General features: G+C 67.3%; 13 protein-coding genes. 10 read left to right on the top strand and 3 right to left on the bottom strand.

Translation table 11 applies throughout. The features are described from left to right. Positions 1 to 10 precede the first annotated feature (10 nt). Positions 11 to 190: a hypothetical protein gene (locus tag AC1D2O_RS02335; RefSeq protein ID WP_478088582.1), complete on the top strand. Its 180-nt coding sequence runs from the start codon at positions 11 to 13 to the stop codon at positions 188 to 190. A gap of 97 nt (positions 191 to 287) precedes the next feature. On the opposite strand, the gene AC1D2O_RS02330 is transcribed toward AC1D2O_RS02335, so the two are convergent. Further along, positions 288 to 1,265 (bottom strand): LysR family transcriptional regulator, encoded by a 978-nt coding sequence (locus tag AC1D2O_RS02330; protein ID WP_478156096.1) that lies wholly within the window; start codon positions 1,263 to 1,265, stop codon positions 288 to 290. A gap of 211 nt (positions 1,266 to 1,476) precedes the next feature. Here AC1D2O_RS02330 and AC1D2O_RS02325 point away from each other — a divergent pair, with 211 nt between their 5' ends. From AC1D2O_RS02325 to AC1D2O_RS02305, 5 genes are read left to right on the top strand one after another with little or no spacing between them, the layout of a single operon-like run. Continuing rightward, complete coding sequence (locus AC1D2O_RS02325) at positions 1,477 to 2,451, top strand: Bug family tripartite tricarboxylate transporter substrate binding protein (protein WP_478086108.1); 975 nt, start codon at positions 1,477 to 1,479, stop codon at positions 2,449 to 2,451. 39 nt (positions 2,452 to 2,490) lie between these two features. Then, a complete protein-coding gene (locus AC1D2O_RS02320; protein WP_478086106.1) occupies positions 2,491 to 3,690 on the top strand; it encodes a CaiB/BaiF CoA transferase family protein in 1,200 nt (399 codons plus the stop codon). Positions 3,691 to 3,735: 45 nt separating this feature from the next. After that, positions 3,736 to 4,509 carry an enoyl-CoA hydratase/isomerase family protein gene (locus tag AC1D2O_RS02315; RefSeq protein ID WP_478086105.1) on the top strand — a complete coding sequence of 258 codons (774 nt, stop codon included), beginning with the start codon at positions 3,736 to 3,738 and terminating at the stop codon, positions 4,507 to 4,509. Positions 4,510 to 4,558: 49 nt separating this feature from the next. Further along, positions 4,559 to 6,901 (top strand): acyl-CoA dehydrogenase family protein, encoded by a 2,343-nt coding sequence (locus AC1D2O_RS02310; protein ID WP_478086103.1) that lies wholly within the window; start codon positions 4,559 to 4,561, stop codon positions 6,899 to 6,901. Positions 6,902 to 6,939: 38 nt separating this feature from the next. Further along, complete coding sequence (locus tag AC1D2O_RS02305; RefSeq protein WP_478086101.1) at positions 6,940 to 7,926, top strand: Bug family tripartite tricarboxylate transporter substrate binding protein; 987 nt, start codon at positions 6,940 to 6,942, stop codon at positions 7,924 to 7,926. A 211-nt stretch (positions 7,927 to 8,137) separates the two neighbouring features. On the opposite strand, the gene AC1D2O_RS02300 is transcribed toward AC1D2O_RS02305, so the two are convergent. Then, positions 8,138 to 9,265 (bottom strand): MBL fold metallo-hydrolase, encoded by a 1,128-nt coding sequence (locus tag AC1D2O_RS02300; protein ID WP_478086099.1) that lies wholly within the window; start codon positions 9,263 to 9,265, stop codon positions 8,138 to 8,140. A gap of 161 nt (positions 9,266 to 9,426) precedes the next feature. Between AC1D2O_RS02300 and AC1D2O_RS02295 the strand changes: the two genes are divergently transcribed. Continuing rightward, on the top strand, positions 9,427 to 12,909 hold the full coding sequence (locus tag AC1D2O_RS02295) for a patatin-like phospholipase family protein (RefSeq protein WP_478156094.1): 3,483 nt from the start codon (positions 9,427 to 9,429) through the stop codon (positions 12,907 to 12,909). 27 nt (positions 12,910 to 12,936) lie between these two features. On the opposite strand, the gene AC1D2O_RS02290 is transcribed toward AC1D2O_RS02295, so the two are convergent. Then, a complete protein-coding gene (locus AC1D2O_RS02290; protein WP_478086095.1) occupies positions 12,937 to 14,640 on the bottom strand; it encodes a hypothetical protein in 1,704 nt (567 codons plus the stop codon). A 159-nt stretch (positions 14,641 to 14,799) separates the two neighbouring features. Here AC1D2O_RS02290 and AC1D2O_RS02285 point away from each other — a divergent pair, with 159 nt between their 5' ends. The 3 genes from AC1D2O_RS02285 (at position 14,800) to AC1D2O_RS02275 (ending at position 17,006) form a co-directional block, all read left to right on the top strand. Next, positions 14,800 to 15,471: an amino acid ABC transporter permease gene (locus tag AC1D2O_RS02285; protein WP_442281436.1), complete on the top strand. Its 672-nt coding sequence runs from the start codon at positions 14,800 to 14,802 to the stop codon at positions 15,469 to 15,471. A gap of 5 nt (positions 15,472 to 15,476) precedes the next feature. Then, positions 15,477 to 16,130, top strand: a complete 654-nt coding sequence (locus AC1D2O_RS02280; protein ID WP_478086093.1) for an amino acid ABC transporter permease — start codon at positions 15,477 to 15,479, stop codon at positions 16,128 to 16,130. Positions 16,131 to 16,208: 78 nt separating this feature from the next. After that, positions 16,209 to 17,006: a transporter substrate-binding domain-containing protein gene (locus AC1D2O_RS02275; protein WP_478086091.1), complete on the top strand. Its 798-nt coding sequence runs from the start codon at positions 16,209 to 16,211 to the stop codon at positions 17,004 to 17,006. Positions 17,007 to 17,029 lie beyond the last annotated feature (23 nt).

Genomic DNA, 17,029 nt, shown 5'->3' with positions numbered 1-17,029 from the left:
GGAGGCGCGCATGGAAATCGGAATCATCGGGCTCGTGATCGCGGTCGTGAGCGGCCTCGCGAGCTTCGCGCTCGGCCGCTGGCTGTCGGGCCGGCGGCGGCAGAAGAAGGCCCGGCAGGCCCGCGCGGCGGCCGAGGCCGGGCAGAGCCGGCAGGTGCGGCGGGCGCGGGAGCGGCGGCAGAAGCGCTGACGCCGAGGGTATCGAGCCGGCGGCCATCGGTTTTTGCTGCCACGCGAACTCTGGCGTTCTCCGGCAGGGGCGTTGATCAAGGCCCAATCGGTGCTGGTCAACAGGCGCGGACCGCACTCGGCTTGGTGGTGGTGCGCGCCGGCCAACTGCCATCCGCAATGAGGGATTGGACTGTGCTCAAAACCAGGGCGCGCACGGTGGAGGCCGCCATCGAAAGTGGCGAAGTTGCCGATCGGCAAAGGAATACCGGCCGGGAAATCCCGGGTTCCACGATGCGCGCGCCGGAGAGCAAGCCGCTTCGCAGCTCGTCGCGTACCGACGCGTAGGAAAGTATCGAACAGCAAACGCCGGCAGCTGCAAGCTCGATGAGCTGCGGGATGGCATTGACCTCGGCCAGCATGTTCAGCACGACGCGATGGGAATCCAGATGCCTGTCAATCAATGACCGCAGGCTGTGCACGCTGGCGGGCAAGATCATCGGGTAGCGGCCCAGGTCTGCAAGGGGGATTTCCTTCAGCCGGCCCAGACGGCCGTTGTGCGCCTTCGTGAGCAGGCCGGGCGCGGCCACCAGCACCAGTTCTTCGTCGACCAGGTGTTCGAACTGGAGCGCATCGTTGGCGTCGGACTGAAAGACCAGACCGATGTCCAGATGCGCGGTCATCAGGCGCTCCGGGATATAGCCGGTGCTGAGTTCAATGATCTGCAACTGGATCTTCGGCCACCGGCTGGTCGTTTCCCGCACGAGAGGAAGTGTCACGATCTTTGCCATCGACTGAGGCAGTCCGATCGCAACGCGGCCCGCGGGCTCCGCCACGAAGTCGCCAACGTCTTCGCAAGCGAGATCGATGCGCTTGAGGATATCCCTTGCATGGCTCAGAAAGCGCGTGCCGGCGGCTGTGGGGACGACACCCTTTGGGGTCCGATCAAAGAGCGCGACGCCGAGATCCCGCTCGATATTCTTGATGTGGAGACTGAGAGCGGGTTGGGCGACGTGCAACGACTCCGCTGCTCGGGATATCGAGCCCGCCGACGCGACGGCGACAAGACATCGGAATCCACGTACGTCAATTGCCATGATCAAGTGTCCGAGGTGACAGTGGAAAGGGCGACTCGGGAGAGGTGGCGCGTCGCCTCTCGTTGCGATCGCTCAAGGCATATGAAAAATATTATATCGACCATCAATATCTAGTCTTCGACTTATCCCGTCGGACGGCAGATAGTGCTCTTCAAGAGTCTGGGCGGGCACCAATCTCGATGCCAGCCGCAGACCTTTGACGGGGACACGCATGAACCACAGACGCCGCGAGGTCGTTCTCGGTGCATCGGCAGCGCTGTTGATCCGACCGAGCTTTGCGCAGAGCGGGTCGTCCCGCATCCTCAAGATCGTCGTTCCTTTCGCCGCCGGCGGGCCGGGCGATTTTGTGGCGCGCCAGGTTGCGATTCCGTTGGCGAAGGTGCTCGGTCAGACCGTCGTAGTCGAGAACAAGCCGGGCGCCAGCGGCAACCTCGGGGCGCAGATCGTCCTGGATGCGGAAGCAGACGGCCATACGCTGCTGCTGAACACCGTTGGCATGCAGGCCGTGAATCCCCTGATGTACCCGACCGCGAGATTCCATCCAAAGCGCGATTTCCTGGCGGTCGGAATTGGCGCCGTGGTGCCCAACGTCCTGGTGGTCCATCCGACCAAACTCGGTGTGAGCACGCTTGGTGATCTGGTCCGGCTCGGCAAGGAACATCCAAACAACTTGTCCTTCGCCACTTTTGGGCCCGGGAGTTCGCCGCATATCTACGGTGCGGTTCTGCAGAAGGTGGCCGGTTTCGCCGCGGTTGCGGTCCCCTACAAGGGCAGTGCGCCGGCCAGCACCGATGTCATGGCCGGACAGGTCGACTTCCTGTTCGACAGCATGACGACCTGTGTCGGTCAGATCCAGGGCGGCAAGCTCAAAGGACTGGCCATTACCTCTGCGGCTCGGGCGCCGCTGCTGCCAGATGTTCCCACCCTGAAGGAAGCCGGCTATCCGAGCCTGGATCTCAAGTACTGGCTAGCCCTGCAGGTATCGGCCAAGACCCCGCCCGACGTTGTCGCCCATCTGCGGCAAGCGATGGCCAAGGCGCTGGCGGATCCCGGGTACATCCAAAGCTTGACGGCGCGAGGCGCCGAGTCATTGATCATCAATCCAGCCGAGTTGCAGGACTTCGTGAACCAGGATGCCGAGCGATGGTCCGTGGTCGCCCGCACCATGGACATCAAGGCCGAATAGCTCAGTGCGTCGCCCAATCTCACGGAGAAAGTCAAAGAGATGCTTCCGCTAAAGGGAATTCGCGTTCTGGATTTGAGCAAGGTCTTGGCCGGCCCGCTTTGCGGCCAATATCTGGGCGAACTTGGCGCCGACGTCACGAAGGTCGAGCCGGTGGGCGTGGGCGATGACACCCGCGCCTGGCTGCCGCAGGACCAGGGTCAATCGGCGACCTTCCTCTCAGTCAATCACAACAAGCGCAGTCTCGCGGTGGACCTGAAGTTGCCCGAAGGTCGGATGATCGTTCAAGCCCTGGCGAAGCAGTCGGATGTCGTTCTGCAGGGGTTTGGCGGCGGCACGGCTGCCAAGTTGGGTGTCGACTACGAAACACTGAGCGCCCTCAACCCGTCGATGGTCTATTGCGAGATCTCGGGCTACGGGCGCAGCGGGCCGATGGGCAACGAACCCGGTTACGACGTCATGCTTCAGGCCTTCAGCGGCATGATCAGCAGCATGGGCGATCCGGAAGGGGCGTTGGCGCGGGCGAGCTTCTCGCCGGTCGACATCGGCACCGGCATGCATGCCTTCAGCGGCATCCTTGCCGCGCTGATGGAACGAAGCAAGACCGGCGCCGGCGTCTACCTGGAAGTCTCGCTGCTCGACACGGCGCTGGGTTTCATGGGCTACATGGCGCAAAACTACTGGCGTACCGGTCGGATACCGAAACGGATGGGAACGGGCCACCCTGCCATGTCGCCTTACCAGGCATTCGATGCGGTCGATGGCCCGATCATGCTGGGGATCGGCAACGATGGGCAGTGGCGGCGCTTCTGCGCCGTCGCCGGCCTGCAGCACCGAGTCGATGACCCGAGGTTCGCAACCAACGCGGCGCGGGTGGAGAATTTTGCGATGACCGTCGAATTGGTGCAGGCGGCGATGGGGACGCGGACGGTGGCGTCCTGGCTGGATGCCCTGCGTGCTGCCGGCGTGCCATGTTCCCCCATCCACACCTTGGACCAGGCACTTGACCACCCCCAAGTGGAGGCGCGCCAACTCATCGTGGAGTCGGACCATCCGGTGCTGGGCAAGGTGAGGAACATGGGTTTGCCGGTTCGCTTTCGCGGCGCCGGGCGCGAGGCACGCAGCGCGCCACCCTTGCTGGGGCAGCACACCGACGAGATCCTGCTGCAGGCCGGCTATGCGCCGGAGGCGATCAGTCAATTCAAGGCAGCCGGCGTTGTCGCCGATGCTGTCGCAACCTGAAAAATCGGCCGACGTTCGGCTCGTGACCCCATCCAGGAGGCCCCAATGTCCCAAGTCCGTTTCGAGATTCGCGACCAGATCGCCGAGATACTGCTCGACAGTGCGCCAGTCAACGCAATCAGCGAGGCGATGCTCGATGACCTGCTCCGATCGATGCGGCGGGCGGCCGAAGATGAGTCGGTTCGCGCAGTGATTCTGGGCAGCGCCGTGCCGGGTCGATTTTCTGCCGGCCTGAGGCTGGATGCCGTGCACGGTGCCTCGTCCGGCCAGCTCTATGCCCTGGTCGAAAAGCTGTATGTCGGCCTTTGCGATGTCCAGTTCAATCTGGGCAAACCGTCGATCGCCGCGGTGCAGGGGACAGCGCGCGGAGGCGGCATGACCCTGGCCATCTCGTGCGACATGATCGTGGCCGCCGATACGGCGACCTTCGGCTATCCCGAGATCGACGTAGGCATGGTCCCGGCCATTCACTACACGCACCTGCCGCGCATCGTTGGGCGCCATCGGGCCTTCGATCTCCTGTTCACTGGCCGTTCCTTCGAGGCCGCCGAGGCCAGGGAGCTTGGCCTGGTCAGCCGAATCGTTCCGGAGGCCGAGGTCATGAACGAAGCCAGGCGGCTGGCTCGCACGCTGTGCGAGAAATCGCCCAAGGTCATGCGGATGGGACGCGCTGCTTTCATGCGCGCCAACGACAGCGACTATCGACGTGGCGTCGCGAGTGCCGTGGAGTGCTTTGGCAATATCGCCGCGACGGATGACGCCAAGGAAGGGGTCGCGGCCTTCGTGGAGAAGCGCAAGCCGAGGTGGTCCGTCGGGTGAGCCTCAGCCGCGCAATGAACGCGACTTCCATCGCGTCGGGGGATTGACCGTGCCACCCGATTCCAGCGCCGATCACCTCGATCCCTTCCGCATCGAGGTTCGCGATTTTCTTCGCGACGCCGTCCCGGCCGATATCCGCGCCGCCACGCGCGCCCATTGCCTCGTGACGCGCGAGCAGGCCGCACGCTGGCAGGGCATCCTGTATGAGCGAGGCTGGGCCGCCCCCGGCTGGCCGCGAGCGCATGGCGGCCCTGGCTGGTCGCTGATGCAACAGGCCATCTTTCGGGAAGAGCTGGCGGCCAGCGATGCGCCGCGCTACGACAACCTCGGCATCGACACGATCGGCCCCACCCTGATGCGCTACGGAACGCCCGAGCAGTGCCGGCGCTGGCTGCCCGGCATGCTGTCGTTCGAAGACTTCTGGGCGCAAGGCTATTCCGAGCCCGACGCCGGCTCCGACCTGGCGGCGCTGCGCACCGTGGCACGGCGCGACGGGGATGCCTGGATCGTCAATGGCAGCAAGATCTGGCAAACCCTGGGCCAGTGGGCCAATTGGGCGCTGGTGCTGGTGCGCACCGACCCGGCGGCTCAGCGCAAGCAGGAGGGCATTTCGGTGCTGTTGATGGACTTGCGCGCGCCGGGCGTGACGGTGCGTCCGATTCGCTTCATCAACGGCTCGCACTTCCACGTCCAGATGTTCTTCGATGACGTGCGGGTGCCGGCGGCTCATCTGGTGGGCGCCGAGCACGGTGGCTGGACCATTGCCAAGGGACTACTGGTGATCGAGCGCCTGTTCCTGGCCCGCGTGGGTGACTGCAAGGCGGAGCTGGCCAGCCTGGCCGGCCTCGCCAGCGGGCGGGACACCGCCCCCCTGGCGCAGATCGAGGACGCGTTGCTGGCGCGCCGCCACGCCGAACTGGACATTCGTGTGCGTGCACTCGAAGCCGCCTGGTGGCCGGCCGTGCGGCTGGCCGAACAAGGCGGCAGCCCGGAACTGGAGGCCTCGCGGCTCAAGCTCGATGGCAACTTGCTGCTGCAGGACCTGCATCTGTTCCGGATGGACTTGCTCGGCACCGAGGCGCTTCCCCTTGACCCGCTCGCGATCGACGGCCTGCCCCATGCCCAGCCGTTTTCCAGCACGCATTCGGAAAACTTCCCGCTGCACTTCTGGCGCTACCGCGGCATCACCCTGGCCGGCGGCTCTTCCGAGATCCAGCGCCAGATCATGGCGAAGGCAATTTTCAGCGGCCAGACCGAGATCGATCATCCGCGCGATGGGCATCTGGACGAGCAGCAGGCAGCCATGTCCGCATCCCTGGGACGCTGGCTCAGCAAGCACTACGGCTTCGAGCGCAGGCGGCAGATCGTGAGCGCCCATGAGGGCTTCGACCTGGCCGGCTGGAACGCGCTGGCCGCGCTCGGCCTGACCGGCCTGCTGATGCCCGAGCAGGACGGCGGCCTGGGCGGCACGGTGCCCGATCTCATGCCTCTGATGGAGGCGCTTGGGGATGCCCTGGTGGTCGAGCCGGTGCTCTGGAGCGCGGTTCTTGGCACGCAGATCCTGCTCGGCGCCGAGGCAGGCGAGGCACGCGCGCACCAGCGGGCCGCGCTGGCGAGCGGCGAGGCGCGCTGCGCAGTTGCCCATGGCGGGGGCGATAGCCACCCTGACGCCATGGCGGCGCGCCAGGAAGGCGCGCGCTGGCATCTGAACGGGACCCATAGGCTGGTGATGGGGGGTGGCCAGGCGCAGCATCTGTTCGTGGCGGCGAGCCTGGCCAGCGGCGGCCTGGCGCTGTTCGACGTTCCCGGCGATGCCGCAGGCATGATCCGGCGCAGTTATCAGCTTCACGATGGACGCGGCGCGGCGGATTTGCGCCTGCATGGTGTCGAGCTACCCGCAGACGCGCTGCTTGCCGGCCCAGGCCACGCCGAGGCACTGCTCGGCGAGGCGCAGGAGCTGGCCACCGTGGCCCTGTGCGCCGAGAGCGCCGGGGTCATGCGACGCTCGCTGGCCCTCACGGTCGAACACCTGCGCACGCGCCAGCAATTCGGCCGCGCGCTGTCGGACCAGCAGGCCCTGCAGCACCGCGTGGTCGATCTCTACCGCGCCTGGAGCGCCGCGCGAATTCTGGTGATACAGGCCGTGGCGGGTTGGAGCGAGGTGCCGCCATCCGAGCGCACGCGACGCGTCAGCGCCGCCAAGTACCTCGTCGGCCAGGCCGGCCGCGCCATCGCACTCGATGTGCTGCAACTCCACGGGGCCATCGGGCTGCAGGACGAGACACCCATCAGCCACTACAGCAAGCGCCTGATGGCCAACGACGCATTGCTTGGCAATGCAGCCACGCACCTCGGGCGCTTCGTTGCCGCCAGGCGCCAGCCCGGGGCGTGAGACCCTCAATCAGCCAGGAAACGGACAAAGGAAGAACCATGAACATGCCGACACACCGTTCGATCGGGCCACTGGCGCTCATGCTTGCTATGGTCATTTCCTCGGCCGCGTCAGCGCAGCCCGCTGCCACCTGGCCCGGCCGGCCGCTGACCCTCATCGTGCCGGGTGCGGCGGGCGGCACCATCGACGTTCCGATGCGGCTGTTTGCGCAAAAACTCAGCGCCCGCCTCGGTCAACCCGTCGTGGTCGACAACCGTTCCGGCGCGGGCGGCATCATCGGCACGCAGGCAGCACTGCAGGCGCCAGCAGACGGATACACGCTGCTGAGCGGCAATGTCGGTCCCCAGGCCATCAACTACAGCGCCTACAAGAGCCTTCCCTACAAGCCGGAAGATCTGATTGCGATGACCGATGTCATTTCATTCCCCAATGTCCTGGTCGTCAACGCGCAATCCTCGATCAGGAGCGTGGCCGAGCTGATGGCGCAAATGAAGATGCAGCCAGGGAAGCTGTCCTTCGGCTCCGCCGGCATTGGGCAAACAAGCCATCTCACCGGCGAGCTCTTCAAGATGCGCACCGCAACGGATGCCATCCATGTTCCCTACCGCGGATCCACGCCGGCGACGACGGCCTTGCTGGCCGGCGAAACAAGTTTCCAGTTCGACAATCTGACGCAGGCCTTGCCGCATATCCAGGCAGGCAAGCTGCGCCCGCTGGCCGTGACCGCCAGCCAGCGCGTGCCCAGCCTGCCGGAGGTGCCGACCATGGCGCAAGCCGGCGTCGACAATTTCCTGTCGACGGCCTGGATCGGCATCTTCGTGGGGGCCAAGACGCCGCCGGAGATTGTCGGAAAGCTGCAGAAAAACCTTGACGCGGTGATGCGCGATCGCGACCTGATCGCGCAAATCAAGCAACTCGGCGGTTTCCCAGGCGGGCAGTCACAAGCAGAATTCGCCTCCTTTGTCACGGCGGAACGCGCGCGCTGGGCGGAAACCATCAGGGCATCCAACCTGAGCCTGGACTGAATCGACTTGCAGAGCCCCGAAGACAATGGCGCGCCGACGTCGATCGATTGCACGCAAAGCTGCCTACCTCGAAGACGCGCTCCGTGTGATCGTGCGCGTGCTGTAAGGGAGTCGCGTATGGAAACCGGATTCATGGGACTCGAGATCGCGGTGGTGAGCGGCCTCGCGAGGCTTGCGCTCGGCCGCTGGCTGTCGGGCCCACCCAGGGCCGCTACTTCAGTCCGGCCCACCAGCGCAGGTTGGTGCGCGGCTGGCCGATCGTCAGCACCTCGCCGATCACCGGCGTGGCGAGCTCGATCTTCCTGCCCTCCGACAGGTCGGCGATGCGGTCCAGCGGGTCGTGCCAGGTGTGGAATGCAAGGTCGAAGGTGCTGTTGTGCACCGAGTAGAGCACCTTGCCGCGCAGGTCCTCGAAGGCCTGCACGCTCTCCTCGGGCGTCATGTGGACCGAGGGCCAGTAGGCGTCGTAGGCGCCGTTCTCCAGCATCGCCAGGTCGAAGCCGCCGAAGCGTTCGCCGATATCGCGGAAGCCCTTGAAGTAGCCCGAGTCGCCGCTGTAGAAGATGCGCTGGCCGCCGCTCTGGACCACCCACGACGCCCACAGCGTGCGGTCGCGATCGTTCAGGGTGCGGCCCGAGAAATGCTGCGCCGGCGTGGCGGTGAGCTGGACGCCGTCGTACTGCGCGTTCTGCCACCAGTCCAGCTCGGTGATGCGGTCGGCCGGCACGCCGAGCTCGACCAGCCGGGCCTTGACACCCAGCGGCACGAAGTAGCGCTGCACCCGTTGCGCCAGGTACTCGATGGTCGCGGTGTCGAGGTGGTCGTAGTGGTCGTGCGAGAGGATCAGCCCGTCGATCGGCGGCAGCTGCTCGAGTGCGATCGGTGGCTTGTGGAAGCGCCGCGGTCCCAGCCACTGGAAGGGCGAGGCGCGCTCGCTGAACACCGGATCGATCAGCCAGAACTTGCCCTGCAACTTGACCAGGTGCGATGAATGCCCCAGCCGGACCAGGTGGATGGTCTGCGGGTCCAGCGCTTGCAGCATCGCGCTGTCGAGGGCCTGCACCGGAATCGGATCGGTCGGCACGGTGTCGATCTTGCGTTCGAACAGGAATCGCGACCAGATCTTCCAGCCGCTGGCCGAGGGGAGGGCATCCGGGTTCGGCGGGTTCTGGAAGCCGCAGCCCTTGAACTGCGGCGACCGGACATAGGGGCTTTCGCAAACGCCGCTGGTCGTGCAGGCGGCCAGCAGCGTGCACGCCGCCGTCGCGAGGCCCGCACACAGGCGCCGCAGTCGGTGCGGTTGCGCTGTGGGCAGGGTGTCGGGGGGCGCTGTCGTCATGGGGGGTGATCCTGAAGGAGCGGAAGGCGGGCCGGGCGGCGCGAGCTTAACCAATCCACCGCAACAGGAGCCGCGCAGCCCTTGTGCTCCGGCATAGGCCGTTCGAGCCATTGATCGATCGACTCGTGCATGAAATATTGCATCGAACGACGAGGAGCCGAATGGACGAGACCATCCAGAAGCTGGTCGCCGAGCGTCGACGCGCCCTGCATGGCGCCGACGACGGGCGACGGCCCTGGGGGCTGGCGCTGTCGGGTGGGGGCATCCGAAGCGCCACCTTCTGCCTGGGCCTGCTGAAGGCGCTGGCGGCACGCCGGCAGTTGCTCAAGTTCGACCTGATGTCGACCGTGTCGGGCGGCGGCTACATCGGCGCAGCGTTCGGTCGGCTGTGCACCGATGCCCAGTCGGCCGAGGAGGTGCGCGAGATCGAGCGCGCCCTCGCCGACGTCGACCGCGCACGCTTCGGCTGGTGGCTGCGCGCCAATGGCCGCTACCTGATTCCGGGTGGCCTGCGCGACATGCTGTTCGCCACCGCGCTCTATCTGCGCAACCTGCTGGCCACCCACATCGAGCTCGCGATCGCCGCCAGCCTGATCGGCATGGTGCTGGCGGCCACCAACCTGCTGCTGTGGGATGCCGTGTTCCGCGCGGTCGACCTCAACCGGGTGCCGCCCGACGCGGTGGTGCGCACGACCGATCTCGACGCCATGCAGTACATGCGCCTGGTGGTCGAGTGGGCCACGCGATGGCCGACGCTGTGGTTCACGCTGGTCGGGCCCTTCCTCGCCTCGGTGGTGCTGGCTTGCGCCTACTGGTCGGTGCGTGACCGGCTGTCCATCTCGTCGATGCTGCTGCAGGCGGCGATGTGGCTGGCGCTGGGCATCGGCGCTGCCGTCGTCGCACCGGCGCTGATGCTGCGCTACAGCGGCCCGCCCTGGCTGGCGCCGGCTTTCGAGGCGTTTGCCGCCTGCTGGGTCGTGGCCCTGCTGTGGGTGCTGTACCGCAGCCGCAGGCAGTCGCCGGCCCAACTGCGCAACGAACTGACCGACCGGCTGGCCTCGGTGCTCAACACCGCGCTCCTCATCGTGATGCTCGGCCTGCTCGACCGCAGCGCCTGGTGGCTGGCCGCCGAGGGCCAGGAGCAGCGGGTTTCGTACGGCGCGGTGCTGCTGGTGGCCGCCGCGGTGCTGCGCGGCGTGCTGCCGATGCTGCTGCAGCACCGGCAGGAGCTGCCCGGCATCGGCAAGACGCTGGTGATGACGCTTGCCAGTCTGCTCGGACTGGTGCTGGCCTTCTGCCTCGCGGCCTGGTGGATCGGCGTCGTGTATGCGGCGGTGCTGCTGCCGGTCTTCACGCCGGCGGGGCTGGATTTCATGCGCGGCTGGGCCTGGCTCGGCACGATCGCCGTGATCATCGGCATCTATGCCTTGGCGACCGGGCGCAACTTCGCCTTCCTGAATGTCTCGTCGCTGCACATGTTCTACAAGGCGCGCATCGTGCGCGGCTACCTCGGGGCCGCCAATGCGCGGCGGCTCGGTGCCCGGCCGACCGACAGGATGTCGGGGCTGGAGCCCCCGCAGGTGCCGGTGGGCGAGGTCGACGCGCACGACGACATCTCGCAGCTGCGCTACGCGCCGCAGGCCCACGGTGGGCCGGTGCACCTGGCGAACGTCTGCATCAACCAGACGCACGGCACCAAGGATCGGCTCTTCAACCGCGACCGCAAGAGCCAGCCGCTGACCATCGGGCCGCTCGGCTGGATGCAGGCCGGCGGCGCCCGGTGGGCCCAGGCCCGCGGCGACGGCGCGCTCACGCTGGGCGCCTGGATGGCGATCTCCGGCGCGGCCTTCGCGCCCGGGCTCGGGCGGCTCACCAAGCGCGGCATCTCGGCGCTGTCGGTGTTCGCGGGCCTGCGGCTGGGCTACTGGTGGAACAGCGCCGGCGCCGGCATCATGCAGCGCGGCGCGGTGGTGCATGCGAGCCCGCTGTTGATGAAGACGCGCTTCTTGCTGCTCGAGTGCTTCGGCGCCTTTCCGGGCAGCAGCTCGGCCAACTGGTACCTGAGCGACGGCGGCCATTTCGAGAACACCGGCGCCTACGCGCTGCTGCGTCAGGAGGCCGCGCTGATCGTGATCGCCGACTGCGGTGCCGACCCGGACTACCGCTTCTGCGACCTCGAGATCCTGATCCGTCGCGCCCGCATCGACCTCAACGCCGAGATCACCTTCATGAAGCCGCAGCCCGGCGCCGAGTGGACGCACCTGGGTGCCTTCGGCTCGCTCAACGACCTGGCCTCGCCGACCAGCCAGGCCTGCCTGGCGCTCGCGCAGGTGCGCTACGCGAGCGGCGCCACGGGGCAGATCGTGCTGGTGAAGCCCAATGTCTCGGCCTCGCTCCCGGTCGACCTGGTGAACTTCAAGGCCGCCAATCCGCTGTTCCCGCAGCAGCCGACCACCGACCAGTTCTTCGACGAGGCCCAGTGGGAGAGCTACTTCCGCCTCGGCTCGGAGATCGGCTTCCGGCTCGACGAGGAATTGCTGGAGCACGTGGCGCTCGGTGCACCGGGCCTGTTCGTGCTCGACGACGGCCAGCCGGATTCGAGCGCCCGCGGCGCCAAGGCGAGCGACAAGGACAGCGCCGCGGCCGCCGCGGTGGGGTCGATGAGCCGGTTGCAGGCCCGCGTGCTCAAGGCCGGCGCGGTCACGGCATCGATCGGCATCGGCACCGCCGCCACCTTCGGCGTCGCCGCCTGGCAGGGCATCGACAGCTGGCGCGCGCAGCGCGCCGACCAGGAGAAGTCGGAGAACAGCGCCTTCAAGGACCTCACCGAACGCTGGGCCCATCTGCGCACCGGCGGCGGCGGCGGCGATGCGCCGGCCCTGCTGGCGGCCGAGCTGCTGCGTACCGGCGACCTGCTGTGCCGGGAGGGCAGCGACAACTTCATGGCCAAGTTCCGGCTGTCGGTGCGCCTGGTCGACGACGCCAAGCAGGCCTGCGCGAGCGAGGCCGCGGAGCAACGCTCGCCGGCCTGCGCGCGCTTGCTCGATCCGGGCAACGGCATCGACTGCCTGCAGCCTGCGCAGGCGCCGCCGTGCGCACCGCGCTACTGGGCGCGCGACTACAGCGGCCAGACCGGCTCGAAACAGAACTGCAGCGGCATCCTGCCGGTTCCGTTCCGGCTGGCGGTCTGGATGCGCGACCGGCTCACGGGGGCAGGCCGCGACGAGCAGGTGGCGGCCGCGCCGCCGCCCACCTATGCACCGTCGCCCGACGGCACGAGTGCGCCGCAGCCCGTGCCCACGCCGGTCGCCCCGGACGCCTGCGACGGTGCGGTGGTCTACATCCTGACCTATGGCACCGGGCTGCGCGACAAGGCCCGTGCCTGGCGTGGTCCCTGGCGTGCGCTGGGCGCGTCGGTGCCGCCGATCGAGGACCTGCTGAGCACCTCGCGCCGCGCCGGACGCGCGCCGCCGGTCGGCCATCCGGTGCCGACCGTGGTGATCCGCGAGGAGTCTTCGCGCGCCTGCGCCCAAGCCCTGATCCAGACCGCGGCGTCGCCGACCGGGCAGCCCTGGGTCATCAAGCTGCTGCCGCGCCCGATCGCGGCGGACCCCGGCGCGATCGAGGTCTGGTTGCCCCGCTGAGGTTCCGCCCCTGGGTCGGGTGAGCGCTCAGTCCGAACCGGGTCGCCAGACCCGGGCCAGCACGCCGAGCTTGGTGCGCAGCGTGTGGCGCTCGTCGGACAGCGCATCGATGAAGTCCGACAGCCGCTTCGACTTGACCATCGTGTAGACCGTGAGCCAGGTCGTGAAGACGAAGACGATGCCGAACCAGATCAGCTTGCGCCACAGCGGCGACTCGGCCTCGGCCAGCAGGTTCATGCCGAGGAAGCCGGTGGTGATGGTGCCGATGAGGCCGAAGAGGGTGACCACCGTGAGCCGCACCACCGTGTTCGCCTGTCTTCGCAGGCTGTCGGCGTCGAGGTAGGTGTTCATGTCGGCGATCCGCTCCTTGACTTCGTCGTAGAGCGGATCGAGCCCGAGGTGCGTGGCGCACAGGTGCGACAGCGCGCGCACCTGCGCCTGCTCCGAGATCTCGTGGAACCAGTAGCGGTGCGTGAAACGCAGGAAGCCCTCGAAGCTGGCGCGGATCGCGCGCTTGAAGCGCTTGACGCTGGCGACGTCGTGGACGTCGAGCATGCGCAGCGCCTCGACCAGGCGGTCGGAGTACATCAGCAGCGCCGCCTTCTGGAAGTGCGCGATCAGGAACAGCAGGAAGTGCTGATGGCGGAATTGCGCCAGCACGCCGCGGTCGCGGCAGCAGAAGTACTCGGCATGGGCGTCGCCGATCACGACCAGGGCGCGGCCGTTGCACAGGTAGCGCGTGCGCGGCGCCGCGCCGGCGTCGACCCAGAAGCGGTCGTAGCAGTAGCGCCGCTCGAAGTCCTCGACCAGTTCGTCGGCGTAGGGCAGGGGGCCGCCGGCGCTGGTGGCCGGCTCGGCCGCGCCGGTCACCAGCGCCAGCCGGATGAAATCACTGCGCGAGAGCCGGCGCGGGTCGTCGAGCGCGAGGTAGGCCATCACCGGCATGCGGTAGTACTCGATCTGGCGAAAGCGCAGGGCGCCGGCCTCGTCCGAATGGTCGCTGACCAGCGGCCGCATCAGCCAGGCCCAGTGCGCGGCCAGCCGCGGCGCGCGATGCTCGGCCACGTGCGACATGAAGGCCTCGCGCTCCTGCGCGTCGGAGCACGCGAGCACGCTGCCGTCGGCGGCCAGCCACTCGACGCTGCTCATGCAGTGCAGCGCCTGGCCCTGCGCATCCCAGCCGCCGGGGTAGGCACGGCCGAAGCGGTAGAGGATTTCCTGCGCCTGCGCCAGGCTCAGCTGGTCGGCGCCGACCTCGACGTTGAGCATCACCACGTCGACGTCGAAGAAGAAGTAGAGATCGACGTGCACCACCTGCAGCGTGATCGGCGCGTCGCCGGGCCGCCCCACCACGCGCACCGCGGCCACGTCGCTGCGGCGGAACACGCGCATCGGCGAGTCGCCGTCGTTGGCGCCGCCGGCCGCGCGGCCCTTGCGGCCGTCGCCGTACAGGAAGCGCTGCACGTAGGGCAGGAAGCTCACGAACTCGTTGTAGTGGCGCTCGTGGAAGCGGTCGCTGGCGCCGGTGTATTCGTCGATCTCCTCGCGCCACGGCGAGGCGTCGCCGAGGTCTCGCAGCACCTGCCAGGGGCCGCGATGCGCGTGGCGCGGCTGGACGGTCGGCATCAGGCGCAAGGGCCACAGGAGGGTCTGGCGCAGGTGCTGCACGGCGGGTGCGGCCACTGCGCCGGAAAACTCTGCCTCGGTGTCCACCAAGTCTGTGATCGGCATCCCACAGTGTAGGCATGCCGGCGTCCAGGGCGGGTGTCTAGGGGGAATCCCTAATGTGGTGCTGAAACCGGTTTCAAATATACTGCGCTGCACCGCGACGAAGTGCGTTTCTCGCGCGGTGCACCCACACCGAACCCTGTTTCGAATCGACGCCCCCCCGTGAACTACCAATTCCAGTTCGACGCCGTCTTCGCCGCCTGGCCGCTGCTGCTGAAAGGCACCTGGATCACGATCCAGCTGTCGCTGGTCGCCACGCTGCTGGGCCTGGTGGTCGCGGTCTTCTGCGCCTGGGGCAAGACCTCGGGCCCGGCCTGGCTGCGCTTCATCGTGAACGCGTACATCGAGGTCATCCGCAACACGCCTTTCCTGGTGCAGCTGTTCTTCTTCTTCTTCGCGCTGCCGGCCATCGGGCTGCGCTGGTCGCCCTATACCGCGGCGCTGACCGCGATGGTGGTGAACCTCGGCGCCTATGCCGCCGAGATCGTGCGCGCCGGCATCGAGTCGATCCCCAAGGGCCAGATCGAGGCGGGCCGGGCGCTCAATCTGAAGCCCTGGGAGATCTTCCGCTTCGTGATCATCAAGCCCGCGCTGAAGGCCATCTACCCGGCGCTCACGAGCCAGTTCATCCTGCTGATGCTGAGCTCGGCCGTGGTGTCGGTGATCTCGGCCGACGACCTGACCTCGGTGGCCGCCAACCTGCAGTCGCAGACCTTCCGCAGCTTCGAGATCTACATCGTGGTCGCCGGCATCTACCTGGCGCTCTCGCTCGCGTTCTCGGCCCTGTTCAAGCTGATCTACAGGCGCACCCTCAACTATCCGGATCGGCGCTGAACATCATGCGTACCTTCGGCTTTCCCGAATTCCTGTTCATCCTCGAAGCGGCCCAATGGACGCTGGCGCTGTCGGCGATCGCCTTCGTCGGCGGTGCGATCCTCGGCCTCGTGATCGCGCTCGCACGCACTTCCGACAGCAAGACCGCCCGCACCCTGTCCACCGCATTCATCCAGGTCTTCCAGGGCACGCCGCTCCTGCTGCAGCTGTTCCTGATCTTCTTCGGCGCGCCGGTGCTGGGCCTCGACATCAATCCGTGGATCGCCGCCGGCGTGGCGCTGATCCTCAACAGCGCCGCCTTCCTCGGCGAGATCTGGCGCGGCTGCATCCAGGCGATCCCGCGCGGTCAGTGGGAAGCGGCCGAGGCGCTGAGCCTCGACTACGCATCGCGCATGCGCGACGTCGTCCTGCCCCAGGCCTTCAAGATCGCGCTGCCGCCGACGGTCGGCTACCTGGTGCAGATCATCAAGGGCACCTCGCTGGCGGCCATCATCGGCTTCACCGAAGTCACGCGCGCCGGGCAGATCATCAACAACGCCACCTTCCAGCCGCTGCACGTCTTCACGACCGTGGCCGCGATCTATTTCGTCATCTGCTGGCCGTTGTCGCTGCTGGCCGCGCGCATGGAGCGCAAGCGGGCACAGGCGCTCGGGAGATGAAGCTCTCCCCCAGTCTTCGCGCACTTCGTGTCGCGCGCGCCTTCCCTCATTCTTTCTGTTCAATCAAGGAGACCTGACATGATCCGTTCCACCACCCGCCGCGCGGTCATTGCAGCCCTGGGCCTGGGCGCCGCGCTGACCGCCTTCGCTCCCTTCGCTTCGGCCCAGACCGTGGCCGACATCAAGAAGAAGGGCGAGATCACGATCGGCATGCTGGTCGACTTCCCGCCCTATGGCACCACCGATGCGAAGAACCAGCCCGACGGCTACGACGCCGACGTCGCCAAGCTGCTGGCCAAGGACTGGGGCGTGAAGGCCAACATCGTGCCGGTCACCGGTCCGAACCGCATTCCCTTCCTGTTGACCAACAAGGTCGACCTGCTGGTGGCCTCGCTGGCCGTGACGCCCGAGCGCGCCAAGCAGGTGCAGTTCTCGCAGCCCTATGCGGCCGCGACCGTCGTGCTGTACGGCAAGAGCGGCACGCCGATCAAGAGCGCGGCCGACCTGAAGGGCCTGCGCGTGGGCGTGGCCCGCGCCAGCACGCAGGACGTGGCCGTGACCAAGGCAGCGCCCGAAGGCACCGAGATCCGCCGCTTCGACGACGACGCCTCGGCGATGCAGGCGCTGATGTCGGGCCAGGTCGATGCGATCGGCTGCTCGGTCACGGTGGCGGCGCAGATCGCCAAGCGCGTGCCGGCCAACACCTTCGAGAACAAGTTCACGCTGCTGCAGCAGTCCATGGGCATCGCGATGCGCCCGGGCCAGGACGACCTGCTCAAGAACGTGAACGAGTTCGTCTCGAAGAACACGGCCAACGGCGAGCTGAACAAGCTCTATCAAAAGTGGCTGCAGACGGACCTGCCGAAGCTGCAGTAAGCCGGACCGATTCCAGGGAACAT

It is taken from the genome of Variovorax sp. P1_G12 (genome assembly GCF_056405555.1).
This window is presented reverse-complemented; position numbering and strand designations above follow the sequence as displayed.